A 13,193-nucleotide genomic window follows, 5' to 3' on the forward strand; every position below is an offset into this window, starting at 1 on the left:
TCCGCTCGGATGCTGACCTCTTATATCATAATTATTATCTACGTATTTATTCTGTGCCCGGATAGCTGCGGCAAAATATATGTCTCCGATCACTTTCCGGTCATTATCCATCTATAATACACATACTCCGTGATTATACAACGAAATACAACACTTTGACAAGACCGTGTTTCAGTTTGCTTTTTTCAAACTGTTTCTGCGGATTCCTGCTGCTATCGCCACAAATAAAAACAGGAACGGTGTCGTGATCGGCTGCTCTACATTGACGAACGCCTGTGTGATATAAGAAACGATAAGCATCAGAATCGCAAGCATCACCGGTTCATTCTTCCAGGTTTTCACACAGTTACGGATCGAAGTAATGATCAGCCCTACATAAGTGATCAGGCCAAAAGCTCCCATCGTGACCAGATACTGCAGATATTCATTATGCGCACTGTCATAAACCGTTCCGGTTACTGTCAGCATCTCATCATAATACCGGGCAGACATCAGCGCATAGATGCTTTCATTTCCATTTCCAAATACCTGATCAACAAATGGCAGATCCTGATAGATCCGGCATAATCTTGACCAGATAAAGCCTCTGTAATCTCCCCAGAAATCATCAAATACGAAGATCTCCCAGTGGTTGGTACAGCCGATAACTGTCACGGTGATTCCTGCTATGAGCAATATTCCTGCTATGAACAAGCGGGATAATGCGGATCTTCCTGTATTATATTTCTTCTTTGATAACCATATCGCACACAAGATACCGATCACACAACAGACAGTCAATATTTCTCTTACATCCACCAGCTTCGCCAGACCGGACAACTTCTCATATCCCCTTCCGGTTCCTGTCGTGATCCACGCCATGATTGTATAACCGGAAAGAAAGGTGGTGCAAACAGTTACAAATTCTGCAAACAGGCTTCGTTTTAATGAGAAAAAGAGTAATATCACCCATGCTGCAGCAAGTCCCATATAGGCACTATCACTATTTGCCGCGATCAAGGCGGCTCCGCCCAACAAAAGGGCTGCCATATAGCAGATCCGGAATGCCCGCTTTTCTTCGATCAGATACATACCGGAAAAGAATGCAACACTGGTACAGACAAAGCCAGCAAATATATTAATATTTCCAAAGGTGGACAGGAACATCGCCTGCTGATCCTCTCTGATATGTGACAACAGATGAAACACATCAATATCCAGGTGTTGTAAGCTTCCCATCAAAAATGCAAGTCCACTGATAACAGAAAACACCGGTGCCAGGATCTGCTGCCATTTATATCCGCTTCCAATGCCAATATAAAGCACAAGCACAAGCACCAGAAATTCCAGTCCGCAGCGTCTTCCCATAGATCCGGTGTAGGCTGCCATTTTATCATCTGCCATGATCCATGCAAGTGTGCCTGACAGCACAAAGGCTCCCATCCAGATATCCGACGCCAGAAAATTTCTGCCTCTTCCCGTTTTTTTTGCAGCATCCGTATGCTCTTCCATATGATCCGTAAATCCGAGTATAAATGTCAGACACATCAATATCCCATAGATCAATACTCCATTTTTAAAGAAATTGTATTTTGTGATCGTAATATCCATATATCCATCATGAAGAACCAATGGAAAAACAACAAACATGTACAGTAGGAATGCCGTTGTAATGCTTTCTTTAAAAATATGAAATGCCGCTTCTTTTTTAAAATCGTTCATTTTTGAAAAAGCCGGCTTTTGATCTCCGGCTTTTTGTTTCTTATTTGTTTTTGTCATTTTCTCTCTTTACCTTTATTCCTATAGCAATGGTGACAGGAGTCTGAGGAAGGCATCCACCAGTGTAATTCTGGACATATGCTCCTTACACCAGTCCAGCGTGATCTCCTCTGATTCCTTCATCGTTGAAAGCATATCATACTTCACTTCTGCAATGATACTGGAATCATATACCAATACACCGCATTCAAAATGATGATAAAAACTTCGGTTATCCATATTGATAGAACCGATTGATGTCAGATTATCATCCGTCAGGATACATTTGGAATGGATAAATCCCGGTGTGTACTGATAGATCTTCACGCCGGCACGAAGCAGCTCTTTGTAACTCGACTGTGTCATACGAAAGATCATCTTCTTATCCGGGATCGCCGGTGTTACGATTCGGATATCGATGCCTCTCTTTGCCGCAAGCTTTAATGCTGTCATCATCTCATTGCATACGATCAGATATGGAGTAAAGATGTATACATACTCCTTTGCATCATTGATCATCTGCATATATATGTTCTCACCAAGCGGCTCCTTCTTGAGCGGATTGGTCGTATATGGCTGAAGATATCCATCATTCAAATGCTTCTTCTGCTCTGCCGGACGATAGCTTAAGATATGCTTATCTTCATTCCGGATGCTGTTCCATAACTGAAGGAACAGGATCGTGAACCGCCATGCAGCATCTCCATCCATACGGATACCGTTATCCTTCCATCTGCCATAAGGTGATTTCTTATTAATGTATTCATCGGACAGATTAAAACCGCCGGTATAAGCGACCGTACCATCCATAACCGCGATCTTCCGATGATCCCTGTTATTAAAGATCGTTGCCAGAAATGGAACCACCTGATTAAATGCCATACATTTAATCCCATAGCTCTCCATCTCACGCCAGTAATACTTTGGCACATAAAAGACTGAGCCAATATCATCATAGATCAGGCGGACTTCCACGCCCTCTTTTACTTTCTCTTTTAAGATCTCAAGCACCGTATTCCACATTTCGCCCGGATTGATGATGAAATATTCAAGGAAAATATACTTTTTTGCCGATTTCAGGTCATCGACAAAATCCGGCCAGACATCTTCCCCCATCGGATAATACCGGACATCCGTATTCTGATATACAAGCGAACCTGCATAATCTTCTGTATATTTGAACAACCGGTATGGCGGCTGCCCCTTTATCACATCACTGAAATATGCCATATTTGCATACAGATCCGTCTCGTAGTCCCATTCTGCCGCATGCTTCATGTATTTCTCTAACTTCTTCGGCATAATGATATGTCCATAGAGCAGATAAAGCAGACCACCGAGGACCGGAAACATCAGGATCGGAACGATCCATGCCAGTTTAATTGACGGATTCACATCCTTTAATAACAGATGCATCACAGCTATAAAACTTAACAAATGCAGAATAGCCGCCACCAATACATAGTATTGCTGCAGCTTTAATACTTCTACCATAAAGAAGATCAACTGTGCCGCTACCAGCAGACATGTAATTACCATTCGACTAAATAACCTGTTCAATAGTTTCTTCATAGACAATTTCCTTCTTATTAATTTATGACAGGACACCATAAACCGTGCCCTGCCATTTTATCTTTTATCCCGTATTTCTATTTTACTTGATCGAAGTTACCTTATATCCGGCTTCCTTCACTGTATTCTTAATCTCTTTATCGGATAACTCGCCACTTAAAGTAAGCACCGCCTGCTTCTTCTCATGGCTGACCTCCGCTTCTGTTACCTGTGGAAGTGCCTCAAATGCTTTCTTCACTCTTGCCTCGCAGTGTCCGCACATCATTCCTTCTATATACACCGTCTTATTCATCGTACCAGTCTCCTTTTCTATCTTATTATTTCCCTCAACATTTTTTGATACCATTTTTTGGTGTATTCTGTATTTACTATTATTAACATATATCTTCACGAAATTCAACCGTAATGCATTCATTACTACACAAAAACTGGAAAGGCTCATGGCAAATGCTCCAAACATCGGGTTTAATTTCCAGCCAAACATCGGATACCAGACACCTGCGGCAAGCGGTATTCCGATAATGTTATAAATAAATGCCCAGAACAGGTTCTCTTTGATATTTCGTATCGTTGCCATACTTAACCGGATTGCTGCAGGAACGGTTCGAAGACCTTCCCGCATCAGTACCACATCTGCCGCATCGATTGCAACATCGGTTCCGGCTCCGATCGCCATACCAATATCCGCACGGGTTAATGCAGGGGCATCATTAATGCCGTCACCAACCATGATCACACGGTGCTCCTTCATCAGTTCTCTTACTACCGCTTCTTTTCCATCCGGCAGTACATCAGCGATCACGCGGTCAACACCTGCCTGTTTACCGATTGCTTCTGCTGTCTTTGCATTATCTCCGGTTAACATAACAACTGAATAATTCATCTCTTTTAATTCTTTGATCGCAAGGATTCCATCCTCTTTGATCGTATCTGCAACTGCAAGGATACCGATCAGTTTATTCTCATCGATTGCCAGATAGATCGGGGTCTTGCCCTGTGAAGCTAATTCTTCTGCCAGTGTCTTATCCGCCTCGGATAAGGTTACATACTGGCTGATAAATTTTCCATTTCCACCAAGCAAAATATGATCTGATATCTGAGAATGGTTCTGTCCTGCACAAAATCCTCTTTCATTCTGTGAAACCGCCTCACTGCTTAATCTACAGCGGAGTCCATTTCCCGGAAGCACCTGAAAATCTTCAATCTTCTGTGGCTTGATCCCTTTCTGTCCGACATATTCCATAATGGCTTTGCCTATCGGGTGCTCACTGTATTGTTCCAGACTTGCTGCAAAGGTAAGCAGGTCTGTCTCACTGTATCCATTTCCCGGAACTACATCTACCACTTCCGGCGTTCCATTTGTGATCGTTCCTGTCTTATCCAGTACAACCACATCTGTTTTTCCTGTCATCTCAAGTGCTGCCGCATTCTTAAATAGGATGCCTTGCTTGGCTCCGACACCGTTACCTACCATAACGGCAACCGGTGTTGCAAGTCCAAGTGCACATGGACAACTGATCACAAGCACCGATATACCTCTGGCAAGTACAAAGCCTGTGCTCTCTCCTGCAATGATCCATACAATAATAGTGATCAAGGAACAGATCAGGACAGCCGGAACAAAGATACCGGATACCTTATCTGCAATCTTTGCGATCGGTGCTTTTGTTGCTGCTGCATCACTGACCATCTCTATGATCTGGGATAAAGTCGTATCTGTACCGACTCTGGTTGCCCGACATTTCAGATAACCGGATTTATTGATCGTTGCGGCAGATACCTTATCTCCTTCTGCTTTATCGACCGGAAGACTCTCACCGGATAAAGCAGACTCATCAACCGCACTGTTTCCTTCTATCACCACACCATCTACCGGAACACTGGATCCCGGACGGACGATAAATACCTCTCCAACTACCACATCCTCAGCAGCAACTTCCTGTTCTTCTCCATCACGAAGAACAAGGGCTGTTTTGGGTGCAAGCTTCATTAATCCCTTTAAGGCATCTGTCGTACGACCTTTGGAATATTCCTCGAGTGTCTTACCAACCGTTATAAGTGCAAGGATCATCGCTGCCGATTCAAAATAAAAATCATGCATCAAGGTCATAACACGGTCATTATTCTGCCGCATCACGGCATCTGTCATTGCAAATAATACATATGTGCTGTAAATAAAGGATGCGCCTGAGCCAAGTGCTACTAATGTATCCATACCCGGTGCTCCATGGATCACACCCTTAAATCCATTAATAAAAAACTTCTGGTTTACAACCATGATCGCAATTGCAAATAACATCTGGATCAGTCCCATAGCGACATGGTTATCACTGATAATCGCCGGCAGTGGCCATCCCCACATCATATGTCCCATGGAAATGTACATCAGCGGAATTAACAGAACGATAGATGCGATCAGCCGGACCTTCATCTTGTGCAGGGCTGCATGATTATCCAATTCATCTGCATCCGCTGCCTGCTTCTTCCCGACATCCTTCCGGTCTTCTCCTGTCATCAGACTGGCTCCATATCCTGCTTTTTCTACTGCTTCAATAACTGCCTTAGGGTCAGCATGTCCTTCTACTGTCATCGAATTTGTAAGCAGGCTGACGGTACAACTGTCAATTCCTTTTACTTTCTTCACTGCCTTTTCTACGCTTGCGCTGCAGGCACTGCAGCTCATTCCTGTTACGTTATATTTATCCAAGTCACTCACCTTCTTATCAAGCTTTTATCATGTGCTTCGCACATTCTATGCCTTCATTATATCTTAAACACATTTTTATTATGTTTCATATCCGAAGCAATCATACGAATATATTCATACTGTGTTTCGGATAGAAAATCCTTCTTTGCTTATTTCATCAGTTTTTTTATCGTATCAACCAGATCATCCACCGTATCTTCTTTTCCTGCTTTGATATCCTCGATCACACAGGTTCGGATATGCTCTGCAAGAAGTTCCTTATTAAAGCTGTTCAATGCAGAATTGACAGCGGCAACCTGTACTAATATGTCCGTACAATATGCATCCTTTTCCAGCATTCCCTTGATTCCCCGGATCTGTCCCTCGATCCGGTTCAGCCGGTTCATCAGCTTCTTATATTCACCTTCTGTTCTCTGTTTTGTTTTATGACAATGGCAACATGGTTCTTCCATTCTTGTCCGCTCCCTTCTGTCTGTTTCCTGAATTTTTTCATCCATCTGTATCTGTACATTTATTTTTTGTATCCAATTTTAATGATCCCGGATACGATATTATATACCCCATAGGGGTATTTTTGTCAATACCAAAACCAATAAAAAACGCAGGGCAAATGATAAAAAATATCACTCGTCCTGCATCTTTATAGTCTGGCGTCGTATGACACCTTATTTTCCTGTAGGATTGTATTATTCTACAACATCATCCTCTAACAGACCTTCGTCGTCAATGATCCCTTCATCGGATCCATCCTCTATCTCATCTGATGAATCATCGGATCCGTCATCACTGCCATCTGATGAATCACCGGATCCGTCATCACTGCCATCTGATGAATCACCGGATCCGTCATCACTGCCATCTGAATCTATACTCTCCATATCACTGTCATCATATTCGTATCCATCGATCATATCACCCTGATCATCGTAATAATCACTGTATGGGATCGAACCGGCCTCCAGAACATCTTTCAGATTGTAGATTGTTCCATCGGTTGCATTTACTATAAGTGCCTGTACCGGATAGTCAAAATCATATGTTCCATCATTTTCGTCTGCCTGTGCAAATATCCATACAGGAACATAATTATATACATCATCCTGAGAATCATCCTTAATACAGTAATATGTCAATCTGACATCGTTAAATTCAATATCGCTGTAGGAAGTCTTATTATCTGTATAATACTGTGCAACATTCTTATCCAGTTCCTTTAAAAGCTCCTTCCAGCTCAAAAGATCTACATTTTTTTGATCCTCACCGGTTGAAACTAACAATGGATAACAGCTTGCGTTGATCACGCCATTGGAGTCGATCTGAATGGAGAACGTCTCTGTTGGAGCATCATACCAGGTATCATCCTCATCGCTTGAAAGAGTGTCAACCATAGACAGATCCGCACTGTATGGAGCAGTTCCATTGACAGAACGTCCAAAGTTTACGATATAGCCTTCATACTCTGTTGCAATCACATTATAAGAGCTGTCATAATACTCCCATAATAACGGAGATTTATCTGTAACGATCACATCATCAATTCCACATCCGGCAAGAAATTCCTGTGCCAGTGATACGGCTTCATCTTCAGAAAATGTACAAGTATTTACAATGCTGTCATCAATCCCCTCTTCTCCATACTTTGCGTCATAAGCATATACAAAGGATGCACCCTCATATGGTCTGTAATTGATCATGCCTTCGGATGGATAATAAGAAAGATCAAAGCTTGCATTTAACCCTTCTGTTCCCTCTGAAAATGAGAGCATGAACTGATTATCGCCAATCTGTCCGATATAATCCGATGCACTGTAATCACCGGCTCCTTCTCTCTCATCCGTTGCCGTTGCCATTTCATTTTCCAGATAGGATATGTATTCCTTACAATAATCCTCTGTATCTGTATCTCCAGCTTCCTTCGCATCGGCTAACATCGTCTGATATGAATCAATCTGAGTCTGCAGATCACTCTTGGTCTGGTGCTCAAAGTCATATACATAGATACCCTTTGACTTATCAAAGATTGCCTCACAGACCTTCTGCCTGTATGCATTATCAAAGGAATTCTTCTTATAAGACACAATAGACATACTGTCGGAATCTGGTGTTATGATATCATCATCTTTAATGGTAATCTCTTTGATACCGGAATCACCGGTATCCAGCTTACCCTCATAAGACTCCGGAACACCGAGACGGGACGATAACTCGCCGCCTTCTCCTGCACTTCCTTCTTTCTGCGTTCCATCACCCATATCGTAATCAACCTTCTTATTACATCCTGAAAAAACAGTTGCTGCAGACAATGCTGTTGCCAGTAACACTGCCGACATTTTTGTTAATTTTCTCTTCTTCATGGTTTCCTCCTCGAAATTCCAAATCAGCTAAACAAAGTTATTATAATCGAACCAACGCACGATAGCAAGAAAAAGCAAGAAAGAAAATGTGAAAATATTGCGAACGGCCCTGAATGCATATGCATCCAGAGCCGTTTTCTGAACTGATATTTATTCTTTTGAAATAACAACCTTGCCATCCACTACCTGAATCTTTACCTTGTTTGTATCAATTCCGGCAGCCTCCAGAATATCATCACTGATCTGTACACGGTGTGCCTTATCCATAATGGAATATTCTTCATGGGAATCGGTTCCATTAAAGCTCTCGCTTTCCATGTCATTGATCCGTTTTCTGTAATCCTCTTTCATGATCTTTTCTGTACTGATCTTACCATCTGCGATCATAACCACACGTCCAACCTTATTTGCAAGACTGATATCATGCGTTACGATGATAACTGTAATACCCATTTCCTCATTCAGTTTCCGGAACAGATCCTGGATCATATCTGAGGTTTTGGAATCGACTGCACCGGTCGGCTCATCTGCCAGCAGGATTTTTGGATTGTTGGCAAGTGCAATCGCAATTGCAACTCTCTGCTGCTCACCACCGGACATCTGTGCCGGATAGGAATTTACCTTTTCCTTTAAACCAACCTTGCACAAAAGATCATAGGCTCTGGCTTCCCGGTCTTCCTTATTGTCTTTATCAAAATACATCGGCACCAGGACATTTTCCAGAGCTGTCATATACGGAAGCAGGTTTCTGGAATTCTTCTGCCATACAAAGCCAACGGTATGTTTCCGATATTCTACCAGTTCTTTGTCTGTCATTGCAAAAAGGTCTTTTCCATCTACATATAATTTTCCTGCTGTCGGACGTTCCAGTCCACCGATCATATTCAAAAGCGTTGACTTACCACTACCGGATTTACCGATAACTGCCATCAGCTCACCCTTTTTGATCGTAAGCTCCAGCCCCTGAAGTGCCATTACTTCAACTTCATCTGTTTTATAGATCTTAACCAGACTGTCGCAGTCAATGATATTGCCGGTTTCTTCATATTCTTCCGCAGCCTGACTGTTTCTGTCTGTATCGTCCAAATCTTCTGATGTTTCTGTATCGTCATCTGCTATATCTGCTTCATCAACAGCGTTCCCAGCATCCACTGCAGTCTCCTGCACACCGATATCGTTCATGTCTGTATCTGCGATGTCGGCGTCTTCCTGAACAGGATCCTGATCCATTGGTTCTTCCATCATCTGTGCTGCGTTTTCCTGCATATCAGTTTCCGGAATCGTATTTTTATCTTTTTTCTTAAAAAATCCACTATGCTTTGCCAATGATCTCACCATCCTCTATCTCAAATACTACGTCTCCGAGTTCCATCAGGTTTGGATCATGTGTCGTCATAACGATCGTGATTCCTTCTTTTGCCACCAGATCCTTGAACAGCTTCATAACATTCAGTCCGGATGCTGTATCCAAAGCTCCTGTCGGCTCATCTGCAAAGATTACCCTTGGCTTATGGGCAACCGCTCTTGCGATCGCTACCCTCTGCTGCTCACCACCGGACATCTGGTTCGGCATATGGAACATTCTGGAACTAAGTCCAACCATCTCCAGAACCTCGCGGATACGGGAATCCCGGTTTCCTTCATATTCCGCAAGTCTTAAACCAAAATCTACATTCTCATATGCATTCATGATCGGGATCAACGCTACCGACTGGAATACAAATCCGATATCGTACCGTCTGAGTTTTTCTCTTTCCGGTACAGCCATCTCCGACAGGTCGTGATCCTCTATGATCACCTGACCCTCCGTTGCTTCATCCAGCGCACTTAAAATATTTAAAAGGGTTGTTTTACCGGAACCGGATCTTCCCTTCAGGATCGCAAGCTTTCCTTCCGGGATATCCAGATCTATTCCTTTAAGAGCATAAAATGGTTCGCCATTTCCAACTGTAAAACACCGCTTTATTCCTCTTGCAGTAATCATATTCATTGTTTAGTCCTCCCCCAGTTTTAATGCCTGTGTGATGTTCATCTTCTTTAAGATTGTCCGGAGAACAATGAAGCAGATAATAAACATTACCACAACTACGATCGTCAGTTTCAATATATCAAATGGGTTGACCGCTATGCTGATCGCTATGTTATGCGACTCCGGCAGATATACGATCGCTACCAGCTTTACAAACAACGCAGTAGCCGCCGCTCCAACTCCATATCCTGCCAGACTGGCAAGAACAGAACTGAACATCTGCTCGTTGATCAGCATCTTGTTAATCTCCTTCATGCTCATACCCATCGCACGGTAGATACCAAACAGAAGCTCCCGCTGCTTGATCGATGTGATCCAGTAGATGAGGAATCCTACTGTACAGAGGATAACTGCTACCAGGAAGCTCAGTGAGAATAACCCATTTGTGATCAGTACAAGCGGAGATTCCAGCATGTTCTGTACTTCCTGATCTACACTCTGATAACTCTTTAATGAAATACCCTGCTTTTCAACCGTATCCAGGACCTCCTGATAATCATGTCCATCTGCAAGCTGTCCCCATATCTGATATGGAGTAAGACCAAATGCACTGACAACATATGCGTAATTAGCAACAACCAGATAACGTTCCTTCTCAACAACCTTTCCACTGTTGTCCTTCTCATATGTGTACTGGTTAAATCCAGGCCATGCATCTACAATTGCGCAGATTGTTCCGGACGGTGATGCGATCTCAACCGGCTCCTTTGTCTTCATCGGGCTGTATCTTGCATATGTGATGCTGTCACCAACAGACAGATCATATTTCTTTGCCAGATTTGATGAAATGATAACACCATTGGAAACAGTTGCAATACTGTTCAGGTAATTATACCAGTGTTCATCATTCAAGCCTGACTTTAATTCGGCTGTCTCACCAAATTCCTTTGTATTAATTCCCATCAGAACAGAGTCCGGAAGTTCAGAACCTCCAACCTTGATCGTTGTATTGTCATCATAGATCACACGGGTCAGATGTTTGCATGAATTGGAAAGATTCTCTGTATACCGTTCAAAATCCGGTTCTTCATAGTACCAGTGACTCTTCTTATCTTTATCCAGATACGCACCCATCTTCCACTGTTCACTCAGAACGATATCTGTTCCAAGATTATATTCGATACGCTCCTGATTATTCTCATTGATCGTTCTTGCCATATTGGAATTAAACATACCCATGGCGATCGTCATAACCAGAAATACGGAGATAAAGCCCTGCTTCTTCACTGTTCTGGTGATCTGAAGGAAGGAAGCATATACCGCAGGTGACCATCTCTTCTTACCAATGAAATAAATGAACTTAATCAGATATTTGATCAGTCGCAGGATCAGCAGACCAACTGCAAATATAAACAGAGATGAATTCAAAAAGATCAATGGATCCGGTTTGTTTCCAGCCAGAATGCTTAATGCAATATCACTCTTCTGTTTATTGTAGTTGTACAGCAGATAAATGGAAACTGCCACCAGGATCACATCCAGAAATGCCTTCTCCCAGATTGGCTTTGTATTTACCTTTCCAAGCTTACTCTTCTGCTCTACGATCGAATTCTTCGCGTATTTCAATACCGGAAGTGTTATAAACAGGATTGCGATAACTGCAGCAACCAGACTGTATAATAACATTCCCCATGTCAGCTTATAAAAGTGTGTATCACCAAAGCTGAATTTCAGGAAAGAGGTTGCACTTGCACACAGTTTACACAACAGATATCCGACCGGAATGCCAATAACGATCGCGATCAAAGAAAGGATCGCAGATTCTCCAAAATAGATGCCAAGAATCTGTTTCGTACTGGTACCACGACTCTTTAGCATCGCGATCTCACCGTCCTCCATTTCCAGGATCTGACTGGATACCATATAGATAAATGCCAGAAGCAATACCAGGATCGGAAGCTCCAGTACCCAGATAATGATCATGATCGATGTTGCATCGTCCTGATAATCAGCAAGTATACTACTGAAATTCTGAATAAAGTTACCATCTGCTTTTGAAAATGCACTCAGATAATAACGGATATCTGATGCATTTGTATGATCGATATATGCATAATCCAGCATATTATATGTCGCATAATATATTGTCAAAACACCATAGTTTGCAACGGTTTCATCAAAGGATGCCTGATCTGTAAATATCATCTTATCAAAATCTACCGGTGTCTCTTTCCAGTAAATATCAGTGGTATCCTTTGGTTCAAAGATTCCGACAACCGTAAATGTAACCGGCTTTCCATCCTTGTCTACCAATTTATCAATTGATACGGTTTCACCTACAACCAGATCATATGTATCCGCATTCTGCTGATTGATGATCACCGGATACGTACCTTCAACCGGTTTTCCGGTATCAAGTCCCTCTCCAAACGTGATATTGATATGTTCGCTCATATCCTGCATATAGTTTACACTGAAAAATCTCCTGGAACCGAGCCCGGTCATTGCATAAGTACCTTCTATAAACAATCTGTTCTGTCTGCTTAATACCGGGACGTCAATGTAACTCATCCACTTCTTTTCATATGCATTGATACGGTCAAGTACGGATGCAGAATCCGGGAAATTGTCTGTTGAGCAGGAGCCCTGTCTTCCGACCACGGCTGAATATGTGTTGTTATCTTCTATCGCTGAATCAAACTTGGATGCCAGCGTCATATCCATTGCACCGTTTTTGAACATCGGATTACAGGATGCTACAGCAACCAGAAGCACAATACCAAGAAGAAGACAGGCATTCAGCCACTTTTTATTCAGTAATTTATTTCTTAAGAATTTAAACATTCCTCTTCTC

General features: G+C 42.4%; 8 protein-coding genes. All 8 read right to left on the bottom strand.

Features of this window, described 5'->3' with window-relative positions; genetic code table 11:
* Positions 1-171 precede the first annotated feature (171 nt).
* The 8 genes from DXB77_RS07590 to DXB77_RS07625 all read right to left on the bottom strand — a co-directional run bounded on the left by DXB77_RS07590 (position 172) and on the right by DXB77_RS07625 (position 13,183).
* Positions 172-1,758, bottom strand: a complete 1,587-nt coding sequence (locus DXB77_RS07590) for an O-antigen ligase family protein (protein WP_118662951.1) — start codon at positions 1,756-1,758, stop codon at positions 172-174.
* 21 nt (positions 1,759-1,779) lie between these two features.
* Positions 1,780-3,309 carry a cardiolipin synthase gene (gene cls, locus DXB77_RS07595; RefSeq protein WP_117823532.1) on the bottom strand — a complete coding sequence of 510 codons (1,530 nt, stop codon included), beginning with the start codon at positions 3,307-3,309 and terminating at the stop codon, positions 1,780-1,782.
* Positions 3,310-3,391: 82 nt separating this feature from the next.
* On the bottom strand, positions 3,392-6,016 hold the full coding sequence (locus DXB77_RS07600; RefSeq protein WP_182439448.1) for a heavy metal translocating P-type ATPase: 2,625 nt from the start codon (positions 6,014-6,016) through the stop codon (positions 3,392-3,394).
* A gap of 149 nt (positions 6,017-6,165) precedes the next feature.
* Positions 6,166-6,468 (bottom strand): metal-sensing transcriptional repressor, encoded by a 303-nt coding sequence (locus DXB77_RS07605; protein WP_008401532.1) that lies wholly within the window; start codon positions 6,466-6,468, stop codon positions 6,166-6,168.
* A gap of 234 nt (positions 6,469-6,702) precedes the next feature.
* A complete protein-coding gene (locus DXB77_RS07610; protein ID WP_118662952.1) occupies positions 6,703-8,370 on the bottom strand; it encodes a DUF6034 family protein in 1,668 nt (555 codons plus the stop codon).
* Between the two features lie 150 nt (positions 8,371-8,520).
* Positions 8,521-9,705, bottom strand: a complete 1,185-nt coding sequence (locus DXB77_RS07615) for an ABC transporter ATP-binding protein (protein ID WP_347559481.1) — start codon at positions 9,703-9,705, stop codon at positions 8,521-8,523.
* The gene (locus DXB77_RS07620) at positions 9,683-10,360 is read right to left on the bottom strand and encodes an ABC transporter ATP-binding protein (RefSeq protein WP_117785052.1); all 678 of its coding nucleotides are present in this window, start codon (positions 10,358-10,360) and stop codon (positions 9,683-9,685) included. Before DXB77_RS07620 ends, DXB77_RS07615 begins: the two co-directional genes overlap by 23 nt.
* Positions 10,361-10,363: 3 nt before the next feature.
* A complete protein-coding gene (locus DXB77_RS07625) occupies positions 10,364-13,183 on the bottom strand; it encodes an ABC transporter permease (protein WP_118662953.1) in 2,820 nt (939 codons plus the stop codon).
* Between the last annotated feature and the right edge of the window lie 10 nt (positions 13,184-13,193).

It is taken from the genome of Clostridium sp. OM05-9 (genome assembly GCF_003481465.1).
GTDB classification, from domain to species: Bacteria; Bacillota; Clostridia; order Lachnospirales; family Lachnospiraceae; genus Coprococcus; species Coprococcus ammoniilyticus.

What these genes read in the sequence shown, in the direction of transcription:
- DXB77_RS07590 (WP_118662951.1), bottom strand. Translation starts at nt 1,758, where the DNA reads ATGACAAAAACAAATAAGAAACAAAAAGCCGGAGATCAAAAGCCGGCT.
- cls (WP_117823532.1), bottom strand. Translation starts at nt 3,309, where the DNA reads ATGAAGAAACTATTGAACAGGTTATTTAGTCGAATGGTAATTACATGT.
- DXB77_RS07605 (WP_008401532.1), bottom strand. Translation starts at nt 6,468, where the DNA reads ATGGAAGAACCATGTTGCCATTGTCATAAAACAAAACAGAGAACAGAA.
- DXB77_RS07610 (WP_118662952.1), bottom strand. Translation starts at nt 8,370, where the DNA reads ATGAAGAAGAGAAAATTAACAAAAATGTCGGCAGTGTTACTGGCAACA.
- DXB77_RS07620 (WP_117785052.1), bottom strand. Translation starts at nt 10,360, where the DNA reads ATGAATATGATTACTGCAAGAGGAATAAAGCGGTGTTTTACAGTTGGA.
- DXB77_RS07625 (WP_118662953.1), bottom strand. Translation starts at nt 13,183, where the DNA reads ATGTTTAAATTCTTAAGAAATAAATTACTGAATAAAAAGTGGCTGAAT.